This window comes from Dyadobacter sp. CY343, assembly GCF_021390335.1.
Taxonomy (GTDB): Bacteria; Bacteroidota; Bacteroidia; order Cytophagales; family Spirosomataceae; genus Dyadobacter.
Window position 1 is genome coordinate 419968 of record NZ_JAJUXK010000001.1, and the last position, 22818, is coordinate 442785.

23 protein-coding genes are annotated in these 22818 nt (G+C 44.9%); 5 read left to right on the plus strand and 18 right to left on the minus strand.

Features of this window, described 5'->3' with window-relative positions; translation table 11 throughout:
- Window positions 1–68 precede the first annotated feature (68 nt).
- The gene (locus LZG94_RS01650) at window positions 69–2387 is read left to right on the plus strand and encodes a GH92 family glycosyl hydrolase (RefSeq protein ID WP_233790241.1); all 2319 of its coding nucleotides are present in this window, start codon (window positions 69–71) and stop codon (window positions 2385–2387) included.
- Between the two features lie 161 nt (window positions 2388–2548).
- The gene (locus LZG94_RS01655; RefSeq protein ID WP_233790242.1) at window positions 2549–3697 is read left to right on the plus strand and encodes an FAD-dependent oxidoreductase; all 1149 of its coding nucleotides are present in this window, start codon (window positions 2549–2551) and stop codon (window positions 3695–3697) included.
- Window positions 3698–3707: 10 nt separating this feature from the next.
- On the opposite strand, the gene LZG94_RS01660 is transcribed toward LZG94_RS01655, so the two are convergent.
- Entirely contained in the window at window positions 3708–3890 is a 183-nt protein-coding gene (locus LZG94_RS01660; protein ID WP_215233850.1) for a hypothetical protein, read from the minus strand.
- Between the two features lie 44 nt (window positions 3891–3934).
- Between LZG94_RS01660 and LZG94_RS01665 the strand changes: the two genes are divergently transcribed.
- Window positions 3935–4948 carry a low specificity L-threonine aldolase gene (locus tag LZG94_RS01665; protein WP_233790243.1) on the plus strand — a complete coding sequence of 338 codons (1014 nt, stop codon included), beginning with the start codon at window positions 3935–3937 and terminating at the stop codon, window positions 4946–4948.
- 16 nt (window positions 4949–4964) lie between these two features.
- Here the strand turns inward: LZG94_RS01665 and LZG94_RS01670 are convergent, their stop codons facing one another.
- From LZG94_RS01670 to LZG94_RS01720, 11 genes are all read right to left on the minus strand, one after another.
- Entirely contained in the window at window positions 4965–5366 is a 402-nt protein-coding gene (locus tag LZG94_RS01670; protein WP_233790244.1) for a DUF1398 domain-containing protein, read from the minus strand.
- 74 nt (window positions 5367–5440) lie between these two features.
- The gene (locus LZG94_RS01675) at window positions 5441–6133 is read right to left on the minus strand and encodes a DUF421 domain-containing protein (protein WP_233790245.1); all 693 of its coding nucleotides are present in this window, start codon (window positions 6131–6133) and stop codon (window positions 5441–5443) included.
- Between the two features lie 119 nt (window positions 6134–6252).
- Complete coding sequence (locus LZG94_RS01680; protein ID WP_233790246.1) at window positions 6253–6663, minus strand: hypothetical protein; 411 nt, start codon at window positions 6661–6663, stop codon at window positions 6253–6255.
- A gap of 364 nt (window positions 6664–7027) precedes the next feature.
- Window positions 7028–7990, minus strand: coding sequence for a DUF4249 domain-containing protein (locus tag LZG94_RS01685; protein ID WP_233790247.1), 963 nt, complete (start codon window positions 7988–7990; stop codon window positions 7028–7030).
- Window positions 7990–10404, minus strand: coding sequence for a TonB-dependent receptor (locus LZG94_RS01690; protein WP_409013233.1), 2415 nt, complete (start codon window positions 10402–10404; stop codon window positions 7990–7992). Before LZG94_RS01690 ends, LZG94_RS01685 begins: the two co-directional genes overlap by 1 nt.
- 111 nt (window positions 10405–10515) lie before the next feature.
- Window positions 10516–11418, minus strand: a complete 903-nt coding sequence (locus LZG94_RS01695) for an SMP-30/gluconolactonase/LRE family protein (RefSeq protein WP_233790249.1) — start codon at window positions 11416–11418, stop codon at window positions 10516–10518.
- Between the two features lie 312 nt (window positions 11419–11730).
- Complete coding sequence (locus LZG94_RS01700; RefSeq protein WP_233790250.1) at window positions 11731–12276, minus strand: DUF6934 family protein; 546 nt, start codon at window positions 12274–12276, stop codon at window positions 11731–11733.
- Window positions 12277–12492: 216 nt separating this feature from the next.
- Entirely contained in the window at window positions 12493–12900 is a 408-nt protein-coding gene (locus LZG94_RS01705) for a Dabb family protein (RefSeq protein WP_233790251.1), read from the minus strand.
- 270 nt (window positions 12901–13170) lie between these two features.
- The gene (locus LZG94_RS01710; protein ID WP_233790252.1) at window positions 13171–13551 is read right to left on the minus strand and encodes a hypothetical protein; all 381 of its coding nucleotides are present in this window, start codon (window positions 13549–13551) and stop codon (window positions 13171–13173) included.
- A complete protein-coding gene (locus tag LZG94_RS01715; protein ID WP_233790253.1) occupies window positions 13548–13943 on the minus strand; it encodes a HEPN domain-containing protein in 396 nt (131 codons plus the stop codon). Before LZG94_RS01715 ends, LZG94_RS01710 begins: the two co-directional genes overlap by 4 nt.
- Before the next feature lie 140 nt (window positions 13944–14083).
- Window positions 14084–14314: a SymE family type I addiction module toxin gene (locus LZG94_RS01720; RefSeq protein ID WP_233790254.1), complete on the minus strand. Its 231-nt coding sequence runs from the start codon at window positions 14312–14314 to the stop codon at window positions 14084–14086.
- Window positions 14315–14467: 153 nt separating this feature from the next.
- Between LZG94_RS01720 and LZG94_RS01725 the strand changes: the two genes are divergently transcribed.
- Window positions 14468–14674: a helix-turn-helix transcriptional regulator gene (locus tag LZG94_RS01725; protein WP_233790255.1), complete on the plus strand. Its 207-nt coding sequence runs from the start codon at window positions 14468–14470 to the stop codon at window positions 14672–14674.
- Between the two features lie 21 nt (window positions 14675–14695).
- Here the strand turns inward: LZG94_RS01725 and LZG94_RS01730 are convergent, their stop codons facing one another.
- From LZG94_RS01730 to LZG94_RS01750, 5 genes are all read right to left on the minus strand, one after another.
- On the minus strand, window positions 14696–15346 hold the full coding sequence (locus LZG94_RS01730) for a hypothetical protein (RefSeq protein WP_233790256.1): 651 nt from the start codon (window positions 15344–15346) through the stop codon (window positions 14696–14698).
- A 75-nt stretch (window positions 15347–15421) separates the two neighbouring features.
- Window positions 15422–16417 carry a glycosyl hydrolase family 18 protein gene (locus LZG94_RS01735; protein ID WP_233790257.1) on the minus strand — a complete coding sequence of 332 codons (996 nt, stop codon included), beginning with the start codon at window positions 16415–16417 and terminating at the stop codon, window positions 15422–15424.
- Window positions 16418–16441: 24 nt separating this feature from the next.
- A complete protein-coding gene (locus LZG94_RS01740; RefSeq protein WP_233790258.1) occupies window positions 16442–17554 on the minus strand; it encodes a Gfo/Idh/MocA family protein in 1113 nt (370 codons plus the stop codon).
- Window positions 17555–17567: 13 nt separating this feature from the next.
- The gene (locus LZG94_RS01745; RefSeq protein ID WP_233790259.1) at window positions 17568–18680 is read right to left on the minus strand and encodes a Gfo/Idh/MocA family protein; all 1113 of its coding nucleotides are present in this window, start codon (window positions 18678–18680) and stop codon (window positions 17568–17570) included.
- Between the two features lie 146 nt (window positions 18681–18826).
- Complete coding sequence (locus LZG94_RS01750) at window positions 18827–20110, minus strand: DUF5103 domain-containing protein (protein WP_233790260.1); 1284 nt, start codon at window positions 20108–20110, stop codon at window positions 18827–18829.
- A 121-nt stretch (window positions 20111–20231) separates the two neighbouring features.
- Between LZG94_RS01750 and LZG94_RS01755 the strand changes: the two genes are divergently transcribed.
- A complete protein-coding gene (locus LZG94_RS01755) occupies window positions 20232–20789 on the plus strand; it encodes a Uma2 family endonuclease (RefSeq protein ID WP_233790261.1) in 558 nt (185 codons plus the stop codon).
- On the opposite strand, the gene abc-f is transcribed toward LZG94_RS01755, so the two are convergent.
- Window positions 20782–22725 carry a ribosomal protection-like ABC-F family protein gene (gene abc-f, locus LZG94_RS01760; protein WP_233790262.1) on the minus strand — a complete coding sequence of 648 codons (1944 nt, stop codon included), beginning with the start codon at window positions 22723–22725 and terminating at the stop codon, window positions 20782–20784. The two genes, LZG94_RS01755 and abc-f, sit on opposite strands and share 8 nt — an antisense overlap.
- Between the last annotated feature and the right edge of the window lie 93 nt (window positions 22726–22818).

Consider the following 22818-nt stretch of genomic DNA (forward strand, 5'->3'; position numbering starts at 1 on the left):
ATATGATGTTCGTCCAACATAGCATTATTTTCTCGATCTTCCGACTTTGAAAGCCAATAAGCCTGACTATGCAATATAAATTTATCTCCTTTTTTACCCTTTTTACATTCGCTGCGATCATTTGTCCAGCCGTTTTTGCTCAAAAAATGCCTGTTCAATACGTTGAAACGCGGATTGGCACAGCTCCGTCTACAACTGAAAGCGCGCAGGCACATAGTGAAGCGGGCAGCGAACTTAAAGGCCAAACCATACCGGCAGTCGGAGTACCGAACGGGATGACGCAATGGACGCCCCAAACGCGATCGACGGAGACCAAATGCATTGCACCTTACTATTATACAGATCAGAAATTCCAGGGATTTCGGGGTACGCACTGGCTCAATGGTTCCTGCGTGCAGGATTACGGCACGCTCACGATCATGCCGGTTTCGGGCGAACTGGTGACGAATTCGGAATTGCGGGCGAGTACTTTTTCACACGAAAAAGAGCGCAGCGCGCCAAACTATTACGGGGCTTACCTTGAAGATGAAAAAATAGATGCAGAAGTTACAGCAACTGCCAGGGCCGCGGTAATGCGCTTTCGTTTTGAAAGTGGCAGTGAATCTTTCGTGATTATTGAGCCGAATAGCGACGAGGGACAGGGTTCTGTGGAGATCTTTCCTGAAAAGGGAGAAGTGGTAGGTTACAATCCCGTACACCGGATTTACCAGGGCACCGGGGAGCCGGCTGGTTTCAGCGGGTATTTTGTAATGCAGTTTGATAAAAAGATCGTTCAGTCGGGTGTGTGGCTGGAAGATACTTTGAGCCCGATGGGAAGAGTAATGTCGGGGAAAGGAAATCGTGAAAAGCTGGGTGCGTATGTGGGTTTTGGTGAGGGGGTACAAACGGTCACGGTTAAGATCGGGACTTCCTTTACCAGTCTGGAAGGAGCGAGGCGAAACCTGGAAAAGGAGATCGGGAACAAGGACTTTGAAACAATAAAAATCTCGACGGAGAAAATATGGAACGAGGCGCTTGGGAAAGTGGAGGTAAAAGGTAGTGAAGATGATAAAAAGCTGTTTTACAGCGCATTGTATCGTACCAAACTTGCGCCGAGGCTTTTCTCTGACGCTGACGGTCAATATCCTTCTTTCGCAGGCGGCACGCCGCTGCAAAAAGCAGACGGTTTTGACTACTACTGCGATTTTAGTTTGTGGGACACTTTTCGCGGAGCAATGCCGCTCGGCATCTTGCTGGAACCGGTAAAAGCCGGCGATATGATACAGTCGCTTGTAAAAAAAGCCGAGCAGGGCGGCTGGATGCCTATTTTTCCATGCTGGAACCATTATACTGCGGCTATGGTAGGCGACCATGCAATGTCGGTGGTGGCTGATGCTTACAGTAAAAATGTCCGCAACTTCGATTTGAACTCGGCTTATCAATCACTGCGCAAAAATGCATTTGAAGTAAACACGGATGCGAAGAGCTATGCGTCGGGAATGGGCAGGAGAGCGCTGGATTCTTATCTTAAATACCATTACGTGCCCCTGGAAGACAGTGTTCCGCTGGCTTTTCACAAACGCGAGCAGGTTTCACGGACGCTGGAATACGCTTACGACGACTTTTGTCTTTCGTTACTGGCTGCTGCAACCGGCAATACCAGCGACGCACAGCAGCTGCGGAAACGCGCATTGAATTACAAAAACGTGATCGATCCGGGCACAGGTTATGCGCGCGGACGGTATGCGGACGGCCAGTGGATCGCAGATTTCGACCCGTTTGCAAAACGCGCCAGCTTTATTACCGAAGGCTCCCCTGCGCAATATACCTGGTTTGTGCCGCAGGATATAGCAGGTTTACAAGCGTTAATAGGTGGAAAAAAGGCATTTATTGATAAACTTGATACACTTTTTAATCACGGACACTACTGGCACGGAAACGAACCGAACCACCAGATTGCGTACCTGTACGCATTCGCCGGACAGCCCTGGAAAACGCAGCAGTGGACGCGGAAGATCATCCGTGATGAATACGACACCGGTATGGGCGGACTGAGCGGTAATGAAGATGGAGGGCAAATGTCGGCGTGGCTTGCTTTCAGTATGATGGGCTTTTATCCGGTTACGCCAGGTATAGAACAGTACGTGATCGGCAGCCCGGTTTTTGAGGAAATTACGATCAGGGGTACGAAGGGAAGTAAATTTAGTATTGTAGCAAATGGCGTGTCGGATAATGCGCCTTATATTCAGTCGGCGACTTTGAATGGTAAACCCTTCAACCGCAGTTATCTTACCCATCAGGAAATCGTAAAAGGAGGGAAGCTGGTTTTACAAATGGGACCCAAACCTAATACGAAGTGGGCAACGGAACCTGTGAGCGCGCCTTTTTCACTTTCCAGCATTAAGTAACAAACAGATGTTGTGCTACTGGGAAGATGTAAAGTAATAATTGGATTAAACGCTTGTGATAGAAATATTCTTTTGAGTTGATACTAATACGCAAGAGATAATTTCTTAATATTAAAAATAACAGTATCTCATTTGACACAGCTTTATTTTACCTTGACCTGATGAACCGCAGAAACTTCTTCGAAAAAGCAATTCCCGCCAGTTTTGCATTAGGCACGATCGTGTCTGCCTGTGCACCTAAAACGCAGCTGCAATATCCTGACAAACATTTTCACATCAGTCGGGGCTACCACCAGATTCCCAAGCTCCGGCTTTCGATGGACAGGATCGTGAAGGAAACAGTGGGCTTGCGGCCTTTTCGGGCTTCGGGGCCGAGGCTTGACGTGGAGCAGCTGGGTAGCAAAACGCTGGTTCATAACTACGGGCACGGCGGAAGCGGCTGGTCGCTTTCTTGGGGAACAGGTAATATCGCGCGCAACAATGTACTCAAAACGGGAGAAAAGAAAGTGGCGGTGATCGGCTGTGGAACCGTAGGCATTGCTACTGCCAGACTCTTGCAGGAAAGTGGATGCGAAGTGACAATTTATACCAAAGATGTACCGCCTAATATTACCAGCAACCTGGCGACAGGTACCTGGTCGCCGGCATCGCGGGTTTGTGATAAAAATGTGGCTAAGCCGGAATTTAAGACGATTTGGGAAGAAGCGACGCGCTTTTCGCACCGGCGTTTTCAGTTTTTGTTAGGTATGAATGACATTGCCTGCTGGGCAGAGGAATACAGCGTTTTTCACCAGGCACCTGTTTATACGCCGGGCGCAGGCGGGGAGGATTTTGAAATAGAAGGTTTGCTGCCGGAACGCGTAAGGCTGGACAAAAAAGAGCACCCTTTTAGAGCGGAATATGTGACGCGGCGCTCGAATATCATGTTCAATATCCCGACTTACCTTCGTCACCAGTTGCAGGACTTCACGATGTTTGGCGGGAAAGTGAAGATCCAGGAAATTAAAAAACTGGAAGATATTGACGCATTACCCGAGAAAGTTGTGGTCAATTGTATGGGACTTGGCGCCAAGCCGGTTTTCAATGACGAAGAGCTGACACCCGTTTCCGGCCAGCTTTCGTGCCTTATTCCCCAAAGTGATATCAACTACAAACTCTACACCCAGGGAGCCAATTTTATTTCAAGAAAAGACGGTATTTACATTGGAAGCAACGGGATTGTGGGCAACTGGGACACGACGCCCAACAAAGAGCAGACTGAAAAAACGGTCGGTATCCTGATGAAGATTATGGAAGAAATGAAAGGTTAACGAGCCCGTCCTAGTCTTCTTTCAGGTGGTATCTTCTTCTGATCTCATTGATCAGGAATTTTTTGTGCTGCGTAAAACTTTCCGGGTGCATCGTTTGAAAAATGCTGCTCCACTCTTCAAAACGTGCCGCATCGGCCTTTTTGAAGGCATTTACGTCAATCTTTTTCGTGATCAGATACTCTTCGAAGTCCATATTTCGTATTTTGAATGCAATATATCGGTTTAAATGTATTCATAATGAAAATTGACTTACGCAGTGATACCGTTACGAAACCGACCCGGGAAATGCAGGAGGCAATGTGGGAAGCCACCGTGGGCGACGATGTAATGGGCGACGATCCTACCGTCAATGCATTGCAGGAAAAGGCTGCGGAGCTTTTTGGAATGGAAGATGCACTGTTCTGCGCTTCGGGAACGATGACTAACCAGCTGGCTATCAAATTTCATACCCAGCCAGGCAGCGACGTGATCTGCGACAAATATTCGCATATATATCTGTACGAAGGCGGCGGCATTATGCTCAATTCGCTTTCGTCGGTGAAGCTGCTGGATGGTGACAAAGGCAGGCTCACTGCAAGTCAGGTAGCGGCTGCTATTAGTCCGGAGCACGATATTCACTCCACGGTAACCCGCCTGGTTTCACTGGAAAATACCATGAACAAAGGGGGCGGAAGCTATTATGATTTTGACGAAATAAAGGCGATCAGGCAGGTTTGTAACGAAAAGGGTATTCCCCTTCACCTCGACGGAGCCAGATTGTTTAATGCATTGGTAGAAACCGGCGAGACGCCGCGTCAGTTTGGGGAAGTTTTTGATAGTATCAGTATTTGTTTGTCCAAGGGACTTGGTTGTCCGATAGGTTCGCTGTTGCTCGGATCAAAAGAAACGATCAGTAAGGCCCGCCGTTTCCGGAAATCAATGGGTGGGGGCTGGCGGCAGGCCGGTTTTTTGGCGGCGGCAGGTATTTATGCATTGGACCACCACGTGAAGAGGTTGAAGGAAGACCATGCACGCGCAAGAGAAATCGGGAAGATATTCGAAGTAAAAGCCGAAGTGGAAGCTGTATTCCCCGTTGATACCAATATCGTGATCATCAGGTTAGCGGACGGGATCTCAGAAGTTGAATATGTGCAAAAACTCGCGGAGCTCGGGATACTTGCTGTTACTTTTGGGCGAGGCCTGGTCCGTTTTGTAACCCACCTGGATTTCAACGATTCACATCTGGAGCAGCTTCAAAAAAGTATAGCCTGAGCGATAACGCCCCAGGCTATACTTCCGGAATAGACTCTTCATATTCATACTCAGAGTTCGGCCCCTGATAAATAATCGTCATGCCCATAAGGTCGGCGACGTAGGTGTGAATGCCTGCTGCGCCGATCTCCCTTAAGAAAGTCTGATAGTCAATTTCGCCGTCCTGACTTCTCTTGATCGCTTTTTTCACCTCTTCGAGTTCAAAAGCTTCTGCGCATTCAAATTCGGGATAGTCGCCTGGGATATGCAGCTTGTCGCCATTTTTGGCAGTATAGGTACGCGCATGATCTCTCACGCGGATCTCATAATTATCTACCCCGATCGCTTTCAGGTTTTTTGCAAAATGAGGATAAGGCTGTCCTTTCGACCGCTCCTCTGCTGTCCTGATCAATTCTTCTGTCAATTCTATCATTTCCATAGCTGTGTCATTTTAAAGCAAAGCCGTTAAATAGCTGTGCCAGCGCGTTTTTTCGATGTTTTTAACTTAAATTACTATCCTATGCGCAACGAATTGATCGAACATACCCACTCGTCTCTGCTGCATACTTCACATTTGTGCGTACCTGGTTGCAACTTTTCGGTGTGCCCGCAAAAGCCGCAGGAATGATAACCCGCATTCAATATCGTCTTGCTTTTCTTATAATACAACTCCGGCAGGAGCGGCAAGCCGTATTTTACTTCCTGGTCCTGATAGAAGAAAATGCTCACTTCACCCGAAGGTTCCAGATAAGCTTTACGGATCTGTCCAAGATGTTCAATACTTTTTGACCGTAATTCCGAGAAAAATTCGTCCTGGGCGAGTGTCTCTTTTTTGAATTCAGAAGTTGAAAACTTGCCTTCGTGAATCAGACAGACCGTTTTTCCTTCAATCAGTTTCTCAAAAAATTTACTCTTTCCTGTAAGCCAGGTCACTACCCGGTATAATAATATAATCGTCGCAAAAACTACCAATGCAGGCAGAATACCCACATCTTCATAAAACATCGGATCACCCGCAGCAGATCCCAGCGCGATAATAATGACCGTTTCGAAAATGGAAAGCTGCCTTACACCCCGTTTTCCGGTTATACGGAGCGCGATCAGCAAAAAGACAAACATGACGGTTGAGCGCACCAGCACCTCAACAAGAAAAATGGGAGGAAGCTCATTAAGCAATACCCGTTCCCATTCCAGAATGTCTTTCATGCAGTATGTAGATTAGTTGATAGGTTCGGGCAAAATGAAAAAGATGTCACATTATTCCAAATGGATAACGTAACATCTTCTCCACTATTTAATTGAATATAGTGTGAATAAACGCACAGTTAATGCGCAATATCATCATCGTCGTGGTGGACAATCAGGGAACTTCTGGTGTCCAGTTTCCTGATCATTTCATTGGACATTGCGTCCGCATATACGCCGTAGCTGCTGACCAACGTGCCTTTCAATCCGTCTTTCGATTCGATCGCATATAGAATCGACATATCCGACGGGTCGGTCATACCTTCAAAGCGGTAAACCTGTACAATGTTGAAATCTTCCGGGGAAAGGTTCAGGCAGATACCATCTTCCTTGTGTACTTCGAGTGCATGCGCCGTTAGGTTGAAATCATAGGTAAAACCTTCTTCTTTCAGATCCTCCAATGTTTCCACAAGTGTATCGGGCTCACTCATATTTTTATTTGAAGGATGTGGTTTCTCGTCTTTATCCTTATCAGTTCCTTGCAAGTCCATAACTAATCGGTTTAAGGTTGTTATTAGGATATCATACCGAAGTGATATGTATATATTTTAAAACCTCTGTTTGCAGAGGTAATCAATCGATTTGGTTGTTTGTATCAATAATAGTGTTGTGCACGGGAAATCAGAAAAAATTATGCCTTGAAGCTTTTAAAGGTAAGATTTGGGATCCCTGGAAAGGTAAAGAAGGTTGGAAACTCTAAAAACAGCATCGAATGCAGGGTAATGCATTTTTCCGGATTAGTTAAGTGATGTAAATTCTTGTTAAACTCTTAAACGAAGAGAACATGTTGAGGTGGTTTGACCTCAGTTTGTCTTAACATGTAGAACGTAATTAAGTGGCAAAGTCACCTCATTTTTACTCCGGGCGATAAATCAGCTGCCCGATATGATATGCGGCAAAACAGCCCAAACCGCCATTTATATTCGTAAAAACAAGAGAAGGTTCCACAAATGGATTATCAGAATTTCGCGCATTATCGAGCGACTTGTGATATTTGTAATAAACTTCATCCGTATTAAAAACCTCCATCGTCACCGATACGATCTTTGATTTTGGATAGACAGTGAACACATTTCCATTTCCGAAATCGTAGGCGGTAATTCCTGGTAACCTCAATGTGCCTCTGGGAGAAGTAAATACAGTACCGTCCAGGCTGGCGTCACTCTGAAAATTATCCCTGCCGACTGTCTCCTCCCAATTGACATTGAACCTGTTACGTATCCGCCGCTCCTTGAAATCCTGCGGCGAAGTATCATCGGCAACACTGTATTCCAGGTCGATGTAGGCTCTCACGCGATAAAAGTTTCTTTCGCCGGGAATATCGTCCCACTGCATTTTCAAAGTGAGCAATGTATCGTTGGCGAAATTGCTGGAATAAGTAGTGTCAATTTCGAAGCTCTTTGGAGTGGCCACTTTTAAGGGCACGGTGCAGAAGGAATTTACCGATCTTTTTCCATCAGAAGCAGTAATCGTATATTTTTTGCCGGCCTCGATCGGAAACCTGGATTTGTCTATTGCGTACAGCATATTGACCGAATCGTAAGGGACCACCGCTTCCTGGCTGCCATTGGAAATGGTAACCAACGCATTTGAAAGGACAAGCGCCGCCGGAATATCCTGCCCGAATAACGGCGCAGACTGGCTCACTACTACCAGTGTTTTTTGATTTTCGGGAGATATAAAGGATTGAACAACCAGCCTGGATTCTGTTTTAGGTAAATCTGCCTCGTCGATCTCTGTCACAAGCGACTCGCACGCGGCAAGACTCAGGCAAGCTATACAAATCAGTAAAATGCGGATATTCATTTTTATAGCCATCAAAACTTGAAATTATAGCTGAAAGACGGAAGGATAGGGAAGAGCGAATATCGTTTCAAAGTTTTCTTGTTTCTGGTTGCTGAACCTTCGGTAACTGTTTCGTTATCAATATTATAGAAGAATGGATTCCGGCGGTTATAGATGTTATAGAACCCAAATTCCCAGGTTCTTTCGTGGCGTTTTTTCTTTTTGTGAAATTGAATAGCAACATCCCCCCGGTGAAACGGCTCCGACCGAAAACTGTTTTTTTCTCCATATTCATTCACTTCCCTGCCGCCCCAGTCAATGATCGTTTGCCCGTTTGGTGTCACGCGCGGAATGAAATTATCGCGCAGCCCGGTGTAAGTTGCTATAGGTAAGGTAAGTGCATTGCCGGTACCGTAAACCCACGTTGCGCTGAGTGTGATTCGCTTGCTGAGTTCGTAAATACCCACTACCGAAAGGTCGTGGCGGCGGTCGTAGCGAGGGAAAAAAGTTTTGCCGAAATTCAGTTCAGGGAATTTCCAGTATGTCCAGGATAAGGTATAGCCGACCCAGCCGGAAAAGCGGCCTGTTTTCTTCTGGACCAGAAATTCAGCGCCATAAGACCAGCCTTTGCCCGAAGTTACATTGTCTTCCCAGCTCAGTTCATTGGCATTTTCGCCGTCGAAACTCAGGAAAGAAGAGCCTTCCTTGTAGTTCAGGATATTATTCATGACTTTATAATATCCCTCCAATGTAAATGTCAGCGCAGGCCGGTCAAGGTCTTTTGCAAAACCGAACGCTACCTGCCTGGACTGTTGCGGCGCAATGCGGTCTGTGGTAGGAACCCACAAATCGGTAGGTAAGCCCAGCCCGGTGTTAGAAAGCAAATGCACATACTGGTTCATCTGCGCATAAGAAGCCTTGAAAGACAGATCTTTCGCCAACCTGAGCGCAGCAGAAAAGCGTGGTTCTGGACGGATGTAATTTTTGGATTTGGTCTGAAATGAGCTCAACCTAAGACCTGCATTGATCTTCAATGCGTCCAGCGCCTGCCAGGTATCTTCAATATAAACTCCTGCTTCCAGGGTATTGACCGGCTGCACGGAGCGTTCGATCGGATTGTCGAAAAATGAACCGGCAATAGCGAGGGCGGACGGTACGAATTTGTGAAAAGTAGCCTGGCCGCCGAATTTGATTGCGTGTTTGGTGGAGGGGTAAAAGTCAAAATCCGTTTTAATCCCCAGATCGCGGATCTTGGAATTGTATTCCAGACTAAATTCATCGCCGTTGCTTCCATTGAAACCGATATCATTGGAATAACTCGAAACGCCGAAGTCGAAATTGCTGTAAATGAAAGAGGTGTTGACAAAAAGCTTTTGGTTGATCAGATGGTTCCAGCGCATAGTAGCGGTCGCATTGCCCCACGCCAAACCTGCCCTGGTTTCCGAATCGGAGCTTTTTTCGTTCGCATGAAATTTATCCCTGCCGAAATAGCCGCTGATATAGAGCTTGTCCTTTCTGCCAAGATCATAGTTCATCTTGGCATTTAAATCATAAAAAAAATAGCCCGGCTTAACCTGACTATCGGACCCTTTCTGAGATTGGGCAATGAATGGAGCTGCCAGCACATCAATATAAGTGCGCCGCCCTGAGATCAGAAATGAAGATTTTCCTTTCGAAATCGGCCCTTCCAATGTCAGTCTGGAAGAAATAAGGCCGATTCCACCTTCTCCGTGTAATTTTTCTTTGCTGCCTTCTTTCATATTCATTTCGAGTACCGAGGAAAGCCTGCCGCCGTATCTTGCGGGAAATCCACCTTTGGTCAGCTCCACACTTCTCAGCGCGTCGCTATTAAATATGGAAAAGAAGCCGAAAAGGTGATTCGCATTGTAAACTACGGCGTCGTCCAGAATGATCAGGTTCTGGTCTGGCCCACCGCCGCGCACGTACAGTCCGGTTTGTCCCTCAGTACCTTTTTGTACGCCGGGCATAAGCTGTAATACGCGCAACACGTCTTTTTCACCAAAAAAAGCAGGTATCTTCTTGATCTGCTGTATCGGGATTTCGATCTTACTCATCTGCACGTTCCGGCTTACGTAATCCTCCTGTTTGCGCGCCGAAACCAGCACTTCTTCGAGTTGATTTACCGTGAAAAGGAATATGTTCAGTTCAATATTTTTGGTCAGAACAACCGGCCTGCTGACTTTCTCGTAGCCTACGAATGAAAACGAAAGTGTAGCAGTGTCCGCGGCAGGTACCGTCAGCGAATAGAAACCGTAGGTATTGGTGACAGTTCCGTAAGGCGAATTTTCAATGTATACATTCACGCCCGGCAGTTGTTCCTGACTCCCGTTTTCTTTAACAAAACCGCTGATTGTAATGCGTTCCTGACAAAAAGCCGAAGCTGATAGGAGAAGAAACAGACTCGTAAAAAAAGCACGCATAGGCATAGACCGGGTTCGCTTGTGTAACGACCCGATAAAATATATAGTATAGGATAATTTTCTATTACCCTATACTACACAGCCTGTTATAATGATGCAAACCGAGGAGGTCAGAGCCTATTTCACGCCTTTTACTTTCATTTTCAAACCATAAACCGCAGTCTCGGCAGTAATGAAAAGCATATCGTTATTTTTTCCTCCGAAACAAAGGTTGGCAGTCCAGCCTTTGTGCACTGGAAAATGGGCGATTTTTTCGCCGGTTTTGTCAAATACGGTTACTCCATCGCCGGTGATGTAGAGATTTCCTTCCGAGTCAAGGATCATCCCATCGGAGCCTTTGGAAACAAAAAGTGTCCTGTTGGTTAATGTTCCGTCTTTTTCGATGTCGTACACATAGGTTTTGTTATCACCAATATCCGCTACGTAGAGTTTTTTCCCGTCTTTGGTGCCAATAATGCCATTTGGCTTCTTGATATTGGCATCAACGCGGATCAGATTCTTGCCTTTTGGGTCGAGGTAATATACGTGTTCACCGTCCTGCTGCATTTTCGGGTCACGTTTCCAGTAATCGCGTTTGTAAAGTGGATCTGTGAGGTAAATTCCGCCTTTTGGGTCAATCCAAAGGTCATTCGGGCCATTTAACAGCTCGCCTTCGAAATCTTTAACTAAAACTGTCGGCTTGCCGTCTTTGTCAAAAGACCAAACCTGGTTTTCCTCGTCGGAACATGCAACCAGGTTACCTTTTTTGTCAAAATACATGCCGTTTGCTCTGCCTGCATTTTCTGAAAAAACGGAGAACTTGTTCGTTTCTGCGTCCCAGCGAATGATTTTGTTGTTCGGCTGGTCGGTAAAAAATACATTACCGTCCTTGTCGGCTACGGGTCCTTCTGTGAATTTGTAACCGTCTCCAAGTTTCTCAACTTTTGCATCCGGTGCTACTATTGATTTTGAATCCATAATCTGAGCAAAAAGCGAAACCGGCATAAAAACCGCCGCTGTGATGATTGTATAAATGTTCATGCGATAGTTTATAAAAATTGATGCCTGTAAAAAAGCGAAACCCGGCGGGTAATAAAGTCGCCGGGTTTCGCAGAATACTGTATGATCAGCCATTTCCAATGCAGAACCAGCTTCTCTGATACTTCATTTATTGAGTCAAATTTTGCCGGCTCTCATGAAGTTTCTGAAGATACTTCCTCGCATTCGCGGTTTTTCTTGGGAATAGGTCGTTGCCTCTGGTCCTTTCCAAAGCATATTTGCAGAGTTCTGACTCAGTTAGCGAGGATATTTGGTCGGGTAGTTTGCTTGTAGTTTCCATGTGATGAATTTACTTTATTTTTTGAAGATTAAAATCATATCGTATTGTTTTCCTGAGATATAAATTTCAGATGCGATACTGTCATCAGCATTTTTGAAAGCTCCCAAAAACCAATATTCATTGCTTAGTGCGAGGAAGTTTTTTTCAACATAGCGCCGATATATGGTAATTCTCTGATTGATCTTTTTGCATACCGAATCGCATTTCCGCGCGCAGGTTTCAATGCATTGATCGGTAAACCCGGTTTCGCCATCACTCCCCTGAACCATCAGAATTTCATTCTTGAATTGTTGAAAGAAGATTGGCACAGTTGATAAAACGGTGTGGAAAACCTTATAACTATCGCCATTGTTGCTACTTGCCCGGTCATTGACCTGATTCAGATCGAAATCGTAGTCGCCAAAACCCAGATTGAAGATCCGCTTACCTTCAAAATCCCGCGCATAAGTGTATTGAACCATCTTAACAATGTCCCTTATCCCAGTGCTTCTAAAAGAAAACCGCAGTTCGCCAGCAGTTTCGTCATGGTATGTTTGGTAAATATTGGATGAATTCGCCATGATTTCGATTCTGTTCGGAAAATGGCGGAATATGGAAAGTTGCGAAGTGGAGGCAAATATTAGTTATCCTTAGACACGCTTCAATTAGCAAAGGGCGAAATAGCCATTTAATCGCGCTTCTCGTCGCCAGCTGGAAGAACTTGTAAAGGGGCATTACTGAAATAAAAAAGCGATAGGAAACTATCGCTTTTTTATCAATATAAAATATGGGCTCAACTAAACATCCATCGCATCGTAAACGATCACTTTGTCCCACAACGCGCTGCAATCCTTGATGAACTGCTGGTGGATAGGGTGATCCTGATAGATTTTCTGGGCCGCTTCGTTTTCAAAAAACATCAGTTCTGATACGCCCCATGAATTGTCGACCACGTCGCGTTTCTCAGTACTCGCCACCACGCCGATACGCAGTTCTTTAATCGCCTCTATCTTTCTCAATGTCTTCAAACCCTCAATAATCCTGTCACGATCTTTGACAGAACCAGGATTTTTAAGCCAGAAAAACACATGGTGTACTAATGGATTTTTGCTTTTTTGAGGCTCATTTGAAGAAGCTACTGCGGTTGCGGTTCCTGCTGCCAGCGCCACAGAGCCAGCGATAAATTTACGACGGGAGTTGTTCATGCTTTGAGTTTGTATATCGTTTTTCCAAAAATAGTAGTTGCTGTCAAGCTTTGCAGCGAAATGATATCTAAAAAGGTTAAAAGTTTGTGTATAACATACTGGCTTATGCTTCAAGCTGTCTTGATATTAATTGAAGCTACAAGATAAAAAATCAATTAACCTATGAAAGTGACCGTCATCGTAATATCAAGATGTGTGTGTTAGGAGAGAATAAGATCGGCTTTCCAGCGAAAAGCCATGTTGGAGTTCTAGGTGATGAGCCGCATTGGGTTAGGCAGCGTGCTGAGTGTTTGCAGTAATTACGTAACCGCGCTCAATTTGCTGGCCAAGAAATTCTTCATCCTTGATCATTGCAACGCCGTGCTGAACATTGATATTTTGAATAAAATCTGGCAGCTCCAAATCCTCTTGTTCCAAAACTACAACCCGCGAGATCTGAATAATTTCATCTGCTGATAAGGAATTTTGTATTTTTTTTGCCAAATAACTCTGGGAATTAGGATAGTCGCGGTATGCCCATTCAGAATATACCACTATGTCCCAGCGACCAATAGATCCTTCTCTCAGAAATAAAGCAAATAGTTCATAATCGCCTTTTTCTGCGGCACTGTCACGTTCTATCTCTATAAGTTTTTTGATTATGTCTTTCATAAACTTTGAAGAATAATGCTGGTGAAGGCAAACATGTTTTTCGCCTTGGCTTCACTAACTAATCCGGTGACATGGTAACGCGATTCTGGCGTCCAGTTGCTAACAAGCGACCATTCGTCAAAATAACGGATTTTAAACTCTGATTCAAAACCAGTTAGCGACAATAGTAATTCTAAATCGTGCGTTCTCAGGCTCTTTAATTTTTCAAATTCTTTGGATGAAGAAGGAAATCCGGCCCAATTCAAGGTTTTGCAAATTTTGTATTTCAGAGCGATTTCAACCGAGTAGCCGCATAAATAAAAGGAACTATCGAAACGACCTGCAATCAATAAAGTCTGCGCGTCGGCGAGCCGCTCCAAGGCAATGTCTTTCAAATCATCGGCAGGTATCATCGATAGTGTGTTTGATCTAGTAGGTGTCCAAGTTTCCAAAAGTAGCTCTTAGTTGGAAAGCTTTTACTGGATCGTTTGGCTCACTTATCCTCCGGTGTATTTCATATTCCCACAATACGATAATCGTCTTTAAACGATTGTTAACATAATTGCCAAATTTCCAACTGCGCATTCTTCTTCAATTCACCAACAGGCTCGATAATTAATCTTTCACCTTCCAACCGGACTGTAATGTGCTGTCCATAGTCAAAACCCATATCTTTCAGCCACTTCCCACAAAGCCGGATTTCGGGAACGAATTTGGAGTTCCATTGGGAGGTTTGCTGAAATTTTGAATAAATTTTTAGTTGGCGTTCTTTGAATCTGGACATGCGAATCTCCAATTAAGTTTTCGTAAAACTAAACTAAATTTTCGTTTTACGAAAATTGTATTTCGTCATTTACACATTTATAACACTTAATACGCTCATTATCATTAACTTAAAGATTTCACTAAGTTTGCGTGAAACGAAACCTTTTGGTTGATGCCTAAGCAAAAATTTAACAGAATTAAGATTGTTCTGACAGAAAAAGACAAATCAGCAAAGTGGCTGGCGGAAGCAATTGATAAGGATAAATCCACTGTGTCACGTTGGTGCACTAACGACATGCAACCTACAATTGAGACTTTTTATGAGATAGCGAAGCTGCTAGATGTGGATGTGAGGGAGTTATTCGTTCCAAGCAAATAAGATAACTTAATAGCTTATTGCTTATTTACTTCCATTTTTTAACTCGTCAAATTCGACGACACTTTTGTTAATGACGCTTTGCAGAAATCCTCCGATAGGATTCAGTATTTGATCAAACTCAGTTGCAATTTCAATGCCCTCGCTCCAAGTGATATCATATATCACATTAAGTTGTTCGATTGAGGATCTATCTCTATGAGCTATAGATACATTTCTAATTTTTTTCAATGAATGCTCTCTGCTCGACTTGAAGGTGTTGAGTCTCGAAACATTTGTGTTAAGTTCATCAATCAATTTCTCGTGATTTGAAAGCATTGATATGGTTCTTCGAAAGATTTTACCTAGTAATTCTAGTAAGTCATTCATTCCTTCATATGCGAGTAATGCCAGCTGTCTAACGAAATACCTTTTTTCCCATTCCTCTTTTGCCAATACAAGGTTTTTGCCAACAACCTTAAGATCATAAGATAATATGTTCACGTATCCTGAGACATTCCAAATGATCTTATTGCTGTCAAATCGGTTAAAGTCGGCGTGTTGAATGGACTTGGAAATTAAATTCAATGTTTTTTCCTGGACTTCAAAATTTTTGGAAAACGTAGCGGCTAGTGAAGCCCTGTCCCTATTAACCATTTTTTGCAATTCCCTGTCTTCTGAAGTGATTTTATACATGTAGGTTTTAATTAGCTAACAATGGTCTTTGCGTAATCTTAAAACATCGAAGATTGTCTAAATGGCTCATCACAATCACCTCCCCTTCACCACCCCATCAATCTCCCCCAACAACGACTTCACCCCGGTACTATCCTGCAACAACTGCCAAATCATCACGCCGCTAACCTTCTGCTTTGCCAGCTCAGTCTTCCTCCGAATCGTCGGCAACCCATTATAATAAACTATACCGCCATTCAAATGCATCTGATCCTGGTTAACAGAATCGGGATATTGCCGGAGAATGTTTTTGTAGGACATGCTTTCCGGCGCATTGCCGCCGAAGCCGTAGCCGTAGAATGGGACGCCTAGTGTGAGTTTTGCTCTTGGAATTTTGCGGGTTTCGAGCCAGTATTGGAGGTCTTCTTCGGCCATCGAATAGGGAGCGTGTGGACCAGGTTTGTCCGGTCGCCAGGGACCGGTGCGGTCGTAGGACATGATATTGACGAAATCGAACTGCGCTAATGCTTTGTCTGTGAACGGGCTTTTGTAAACCGTGGCAATAGCGGCTGTGATCAGCTTGTTTTTCTGTCTCAATGCAGTTGCAAGCTCGATCACAAAGCTTTCGTAATTGGCGTCGATCAATACGCCTTCCAGGTCTACGTCAATGCCGTCGAGGTTATTATCAACTGCCAGATTTACAAGGTCGTTGATCAGTTTTGCTTTCTTTTCTCCTATTAAAAAAGCAGGATAATACTTCGGAGCGCCGCCGCCGCCGATGGAAGCCATGATCTTTACATTTTTAGAATGCGAGAGTTCAGCAACATCTTTTAAATTTTCAGTGCCGGTAAGATTGCCTAGTGAGTCGGGATTGACAAAGGCAATGTACAAATGCGTGATTTTGGCAAAATCAATCTGGTTTGCTGCGGTTAATAAATCTGTTCTGTTTGGTAAATAGCCAATCACTTTAAAGCGATTATCAGTATTCCCGTTTTTGGAAACAGTGACGTTTTTCTTACTGCAACTGGTATTAAAAGCAAAAATCACCATGAAGGCGAAGATGCATTTTGTAAACAACTTCGGGACTTTCATGGTGATTCTTTGTGATTTGAAATGCTATTTGCCTGCCAACATAATCTTCGCGCCGCCTTTGCGGATCGATTCGTAAACGGCGTCGACTACGATCATATCCTTCAATCCTTCGGCTCCGCTCACATTTGGGTCGGGTTTGTTATTTAAGATAATGTCGGCGATACCGTCCATTTGCAGGGTTTGATGCGTGACTACGGGCTGGTTCATCGGGCCGTTGTGGGTCCGGCCTTTGATCGGACCGTAACTGAATGCGGGGCTGAGTTCCACGAAACCTTTTTCGCCGATCACATACAGTCTTTCATAATAATTAAAATTATAAGTCGTGCCGCAGCTCGCCACCACGCCGCTCGGGAAGCCAAGCTGGAACATGATCGTTTCGTCCACTTCCTTGAATTTCACCGGATCAGTTTTGGTTTCCTGCGCAGTTACCCAAATAGGCTCTTCGCCGGTACAATACCGCGCGCCATTCAATGCATAAATGCCCACGTCCATCATCGCGCCGCCGCCAGCCAGTGCTTTTTTTAACCTCCATTGATTGGGATCGCCGGCTTTGAAGCCCATATAATTGTTTACATGCATGATCTTGCCCAGCTCGCCAGCCTCGCGCATGCGGATCAGCTCGCGGGTATGTGGCTCAAAATGCATGCGGTAACCAATGTAAAACTTCACTCCGGCTTTCTCGCAAGCAGCAATCATTTCGCGGGTTTGCTTCGCATTGTCAGCCACCGGTTTCTCGCAAAGTACATGTTTCCCAGCCGCAGCAATTTGTAATACATGCTTGTGATGCAGTGAGTTAGGTGTGGTGATGTATACCAGATCAATATCTGGATTATCCTTGATCTTGCTGACCGTATCGTAGTTATAGGTATTCTTTTCAGGAATATTATACTTCTTTTTCCAGTCTTCCAGCTTCGCCGGCGTACCAGAAACCGCGCCTACGAGCGTGGCCATTTTGCAATCTTTCATCGCATCGGCCACGCGGGCACCGTAGCTACCCAGACCCATAATCGCGACGCGCAATTGCTTGTCGGCTTTTGGGCCGGAATACAGCTCGCGGGCGCTTGCAGGAAGATCGGTCAGTGCAGTAGCGCCTATTCCCAGCGTTAGTTTTTGAAGAAAATCACGACGTGAATCCATAGTAATTGAGTGATTATTTTTTGATAAATACCTTTGCACCGTTTTTACGCAGCGATTCGTAAACTGCATCGATTACGAGCATATCCTTTAAACCTTCCTCGCCGGTCACATTCGGATCCGGTTTTCCATTGAGTATCGCATCCGCAATTCCGTCCATTTGGTATGCCTGGTGATTTACATCGGGCTGGTCGATCGCCCCTTTGTGCGTAGTGCCTCTGATAGGACCGTAGCCAAATGCAGGGTTCATTTCAGCCCAGCCTTTCTCGCCCATCAACCGCAGCATTTCAACGTGATTGAAATTGTAGGTACAGCCGCAATTTGCAATAATCCCGCTTGGAAAACCTAGCTGAAAAGTAACCGTTTCATCTACATCCTTGAATTTAACAGGATCCGTTTTAGACTCCTGCGCAGTCACCCAGATCGGTTCCTCGCCGGTGCAGTACCGCGCTCCATTTGTAGAATAAACCCCGACATCCATCATTGCGCCGCCGCCAGCCAGCGATTTTTTAAGCCTCCACTGCGTCGGATCGCCAATTTTGAATCCTGCATAATTATTGACGTGCATGATTTTACCAAACTCCCCAGCCTCGCGCATCCTGACCAATTCTTTGGTATGCGGCTCAAAATGTAATCGATAACCAATGTAAAATTTAACGCCGGCTTTCTCGCAAGCCGCAATCATTTCTTTCGCCTGTTTCGCATTATCGGCAACAGGCTTTTCGCAAATTACATGTTTTCCCGCTGCCGCTACTTGCAGTACATGTTTGTGATGCAGGGAGTTAGGGGTGATCACATACACCAGATCAATATCCGGGTTGTTCTTGATCTCGTTCAGATTTTCGTAGTTATACACATTCTTATCTTCAATTCCGTATTTCTGCTTCCAAACCGGGATTTTCGAAGGAGTGCCGGTCACAATGCCCACGAGTTTCGCAGTTTTGCATTCTTTCATGCCCCGGGCAACTATATCTGCATAACCACCAAGGCCCATTAATGCGACGCGGAGTTGCTTGTCAGCTGGCAGATTTGCGGTAATCGGAGCAGCTATGCCGGGAGTAAGATCGGTGAGCGTGGCCGCTCCGATTCCTAATGAAAGTTTTTGTAAAAAGTCTCGGCGGGAATTCATAGTCAGTTGTTAAAGTGTTGAAAACAACTGAAAAAGGGAACCGGTATATTAATCTCCTTATGAATCAGGCAGGTATGCAATGAATGGTTTTCTCACCGATAGGCTCGCTTCCTGGGGCTATTTTTCTTTGTTAAGATTAATCCAGGTCAGCGGCGCCGGTTCCATTCCACGGTGCGGTAACCTACCAGTAAATCAGCCCGGCCTGCTGGCGGACGGTGGTAGATCAGGATATCATAATCATTTTCAGTAGCCGCATAATTTCCCTCAATCAGTGATTCGTCGGCTTTGCTATCAACCTTGGAAACTGCTGTGTAATCATAATTGATAACTCCCTGCTTGATCAGTATCTCGGCTTCATAAGCTTGTTTATCAGCATTATAGGTCATTCTGTTGCGATCGTTCAGCTGCCAGAGATTGAATGCGCCATTTACATAAAAAGTTACTTCCGGATTTTCTTCTGTTTTTAATGTAAACAACACTGGTGTATAATCTGCCTCCACACTTCCTCGTCCCGACTCCCGCTGGTCTACAATATATTGCCCGTTAAAATCATCAATCTGAATATAGGCGCCGACTGCCCTGGATTTATCGGGAAAAAGCGAAAGGCTGGTATATTCATCCGTACGCTGGATTTCATTTATCCCATAGCCTCGACCGGTTAGCGACCGGCTGTCGAAATACCGGAATTCGTTGCCGCCGGGAAATGTATTTTCAAGATCGAAAAAAGTGTATTCCAGGAGCTGGTCAAACGGCCGCACATTGGTTGGTTTGAATCCCGATTTCATTTGGTCAAAGCGAAAATTTTTCCGGATAAAAACTTTAAGATCAGTTTGCGGCGCATTGAGCGGGTAACCTTTGTATTCGACTGCAAAATCAATCTGCTGATCAGAAAACTGTTGCTGAATACCCTGAGAAAAACGCGCCTCCGCTTTCAGATTTATTCTTGATTCATATAGCATAAAGCGCCTGCTCAGAACCGGCTTTCTATCTCTGTCGGAATAAACGTACACCACATAATTTCCCGAAAGTTTCAGTCGCGGCAGTTCAAGCCGGTAATGAAAATAAGGAACTTTGGTGCTAAATGCCTGCTCGGAAATGGTAATAGGGTATTCATTGAATTCGTAAGTGAACTCGATATCGTTCAAACCCGATTTGGTCCAGTCTGCATTGCAATGGACGATTTTCGCGCGGTACCCCTCAAATTCCCCTGACATATCATCAAATTCAAGCACAAGCGGAGAAGTACTGGCGAGCGGTTTCACTGGCGGAGTTAATAGGCGGGTAGGGTTTTCAGGATCTTCAATGGCCGGATAAAGCAGTACGGTCCTGATCCTTTCATTATATATATAATCTTCCAGACGGATATTCTGAGTCTGCGCGAAAGCAGCAGTAATGCAAAATGACAGACAAATGGAAAGGATAAAGCGCATCAGAAAAATTTTGAAATAATAACGTTACTTCTCGAACCAAGGTACGTCTAAACAGGAAAAGGTCATTTGAACATTATTAACTATTTTTGTTTACACACGTATGACAGCACAAACTATTCAAATGTATTCAGCAGAAGAGTATCTCGAACTAGAAAGAGCCGCGGATTACAAAAGCGAGTACTACCGTGGTGAAATTTTCGCGATGGCCGGAGCCGGGCGAAATCATAACCGTATCAAGGAAAATTTGTCAGGAGAGGTCTATATAGCTTTGAAAGGCAAATCCTGCCAAAGTTTTTCAAGTGATATGCGGGTGCATATTCCGGAAAATACATTGTACACCTATCCGGACTTGGTGATATTATGCGGCAAGCCGGAATTTCTGGATCAGCAAACGGATACCTTGCTTAATCCATCGGTGATTATTGAGGTATTATCTTCCGGCACTGGCGAATACGATCGTGGCCAAAAGTTTCATTTGTACAGAAGCATTCCGTCGCTAGTCGAATACGTGTTGATAGATTCCCGTAAATTAACGGCGGAGGTACATCGAAAGGCAGATAGTGGTCTGTGGGTACTTGCTTCCGAAGCGTATGCTATTGACGAATTTATTAAAATCAGTCACATCGGTCTGCAACTAAAAATGAGTGACATTTATGCGCAGACCGACGATATTATTTAGCCGCCAGTTCTTCCACTTCCATCATCAGAGTTTCCCAATCCTCAGTAGTCTTTTCGAGCTTTTGCTTGATATCTGCGTAAAAGCGGTTGATCTCCGCGAGTGCCACGGAATCATTGTAAATTTTAGGGTCGCCCAGCTTTGTTTCGGTCTCCGCTTTGCGGGTTTCCAGATTATTAATGGTCGATTCCAGCTCTTCGATCTGCTTTTGCGCTTTTTTCAATTTCGCCGAATCTTCCGATGAGGTAGATTTCGGTGCGCTTTTAGGAGCGGAGTTTTGCTGCGTTGATTTTTGAGGAGGCGCGCTGCTCACAGTAGCTTTTTCACTCACGGCAGACTGCAAACCTCTTTCCTCAACCCAAATCTCATATTCCTGATAAGTTCCGGGATATTCCTTGATCTGGTGATCTTCAATATACCAGATCTTGTTGGCGATGTTTTCGACAAAATACCGGTCGTGGGACACGACGATGTAGCTTCCTTCATATTGCTGCAAGGCCTGGATCAGAATGTTCACAGACTGCATGTCCAAGTGGTTGGTAGGCTCATCGAGCAGCAGGAAGTTGGCCTGTGAAAGCAATACTTTCGCTAATGCAACCCGTGATTTTTCACCTCCTGATAATACCTTGATCTTCTTGAAAACATCGTCACCGCTGAACAAAAAGCAGCCCAGAACTGTCCGGAGCTCCGTTTCTGTCTTATTTGAATTAGCATATTTTAGCTCCTCGATCAGGTTATGCGCGACATTCAACGATTCCAGCTGGTGCTGTGCGTAGAATGTAAAAGACACATTGTGACCCAGTCTTCTTTTTCCCTCAATAGGCTCGGTACCCGCCACTACGCGAAGTACAGTCGATTTTCCACGTCCGTTCGCACCGATCAACGCGATTTTATCACCGCGCTCCATACTTATATTGGTACTGTCAAGAATTACCTTGTCGCCGTATGCTTTCGAAGCCTCTTCCAACTGAAAAACGTGCCTTCCGGGTTGTGTGGTAAACTGGAAGCGGAAATGCACTTTCGCATTTTCATCTACTACCGCATCCACAACATCCATCCTGTCCAATGCTTTTACACGGCTCTGAACTTGCTTTGATTTGGTCGCTTTGGCTTTGAATCGTTCAATAAATCGCTCCGTCTGACGGATCTTGGCCTGCTGGTTTTCGTAAGCGCCGCGCTGGATTTCGTTACGCTCTTCTTTTTCCTCTAAATAATAAGAATAGTTTCCTGCGTAATAATTCAGTTTCCCGCCGGACACTTCTACGGTCGTATCTATCGTATTATCAAGGAATTGCCTGTCGTGAGAAACCACAATTACTGCGCCTTCGTAAGACTGCACGTATTTCTCAACCCACTGAATAGAAGGTAAGTCAAGGTGGTTGGTAGGCTCATCGAGCATGAGCAGTGACGGTTTCTGCAAAAGCAGTTTGGCCAGCATTACCCGCATTCTCCATCCCCCCGAAAACAGACGCAAAGGCTGATTCAGATCGGCGGTAGAGAATCCCAGACCTTCCAGGATCGCTTCCGCTTTGGATTGTACCGTGTATCCGTCAAGCGCCTCGAATTCATCCTGCACGCGTGCAAGTTTGTCCACCAGCGCGTCGGTATAATTGTGCTCCATATCGTGCAGGATCTTGTCGATCTGCACTTGCAGCATATTTTGTCTTTCAAAAGCCTGCATAGCCACTGAAAGTATGGAATCGTCGCTTTGGTATGAAAGCAAATCCTGGTTCAGAAAGCCGATAGTACAATCCCCGGATTTGGAAATATTGCCTCCGTCCGGCTGGAATTCACCGTTAATCATGCGCAGCAGCGTAGATTTTCCTGTTCCGTTCAAGCCGATCAGCCCGATCTTTTGTTTAGGCTTTATATGAAGCGACGCACCGTCATAAAGTGCTCTGTCGCCTAGAAAATAACTGAGGTTGGTAATTGCGATCATAGTACAAAGTTACACGGAAGAAGCAGATAGTAAAAGTCCGATTGTTGGAATAGTTATAAATGAAACCTGACAGACAGAATCAAAACATATTTT

Excerpts from the sequence above, each read along its gene's own strand:
- LZG94_RS01650 (WP_233790241.1), top strand. The coding sequence starts at position 69 with ATGCAATATAAATTTATCTCCTTTTTTACCCTTTTTACATTCGCTGCG.
- LZG94_RS01655 (WP_233790242.1), top strand. The coding sequence starts at position 2,549 with ATGAACCGCAGAAACTTCTTCGAAAAAGCAATTCCCGCCAGTTTTGCA.
- LZG94_RS01660 (WP_215233850.1), bottom strand. The coding sequence starts at position 3,890 with ATGGACTTCGAAGAGTATCTGATCACGAAAAAGATTGACGTAAATGCC.
- LZG94_RS01665 (WP_233790243.1), top strand. The coding sequence starts at position 3,935 with ATGAAAATTGACTTACGCAGTGATACCGTTACGAAACCGACCCGGGAA.
- LZG94_RS01670 (WP_233790244.1), bottom strand. The coding sequence starts at position 5,366 with ATGGAAATGATAGAATTGACAGAAGAATTGATCAGGACAGCAGAGGAG.
- LZG94_RS01675 (WP_233790245.1), bottom strand. The coding sequence starts at position 6,133 with ATGAAAGACATTCTGGAATGGGAACGGGTATTGCTTAATGAGCTTCCT.
- LZG94_RS01680 (WP_233790246.1), bottom strand. The coding sequence starts at position 6,663 with ATGGACTTGCAAGGAACTGATAAGGATAAAGACGAGAAACCACATCCT.
- LZG94_RS01685 (WP_233790247.1), bottom strand. The coding sequence starts at position 7,990 with ATGGCTATAAAAATGAATATCCGCATTTTACTGATTTGTATAGCTTGC.
- LZG94_RS01690 (WP_409013233.1), bottom strand. The coding sequence starts at position 10,404 with ATGCCTATGCGTGCTTTTTTTACGAGTCTGTTTCTTCTCCTATCAGCT.
- LZG94_RS01695 (WP_233790249.1), bottom strand. The coding sequence starts at position 11,418 with ATGAACATTTATACAATCATCACAGCGGCGGTTTTTATGCCGGTTTCG.
- LZG94_RS01700 (WP_233790250.1), bottom strand. The coding sequence starts at position 12,276 with ATGGCGAATTCATCCAATATTTACCAAACATACCATGACGAAACTGCT.
- LZG94_RS01705 (WP_233790251.1), bottom strand. The coding sequence starts at position 12,900 with ATGAACAACTCCCGTCGTAAATTTATCGCTGGCTCTGTGGCGCTGGCA.
- LZG94_RS01710 (WP_233790252.1), bottom strand. The coding sequence starts at position 13,551 with ATGAAAGACATAATCAAAAAACTTATAGAGATAGAACGTGACAGTGCC.
- LZG94_RS01715 (WP_233790253.1), bottom strand. The coding sequence starts at position 13,943 with ATGATACCTGCCGATGATTTGAAAGACATTGCCTTGGAGCGGCTCGCC.
- LZG94_RS01720 (WP_233790254.1), bottom strand. The coding sequence starts at position 14,314 with ATGTCCAGATTCAAAGAACGCCAACTAAAAATTTATTCAAAATTTCAG.
- LZG94_RS01725 (WP_233790255.1), top strand. The coding sequence starts at position 14,468 with ATGCCTAAGCAAAAATTTAACAGAATTAAGATTGTTCTGACAGAAAAA.
- LZG94_RS01730 (WP_233790256.1), bottom strand. The coding sequence starts at position 15,346 with ATGTATAAAATCACTTCAGAAGACAGGGAATTGCAAAAAATGGTTAAT.
- LZG94_RS01735 (WP_233790257.1), bottom strand. The coding sequence starts at position 16,417 with ATGAAAGTCCCGAAGTTGTTTACAAAATGCATCTTCGCCTTCATGGTG.
- LZG94_RS01740 (WP_233790258.1), bottom strand. The coding sequence starts at position 17,554 with ATGGATTCACGTCGTGATTTTCTTCAAAAACTAACGCTGGGAATAGGC.
- LZG94_RS01745 (WP_233790259.1), bottom strand. The coding sequence starts at position 18,680 with ATGAATTCCCGCCGAGACTTTTTACAAAAACTTTCATTAGGAATCGGA.
- LZG94_RS01750 (WP_233790260.1), bottom strand. The coding sequence starts at position 20,110 with ATGCGCTTTATCCTTTCCATTTGTCTGTCATTTTGCATTACTGCTGCT.
- LZG94_RS01755 (WP_233790261.1), top strand. The coding sequence starts at position 20,232 with ATGTATTCAGCAGAAGAGTATCTCGAACTAGAAAGAGCCGCGGATTAC.
- abc-f (WP_233790262.1), bottom strand. The coding sequence starts at position 22,725 with ATGATCGCAATTACCAACCTCAGTTATTTTCTAGGCGACAGAGCACTT.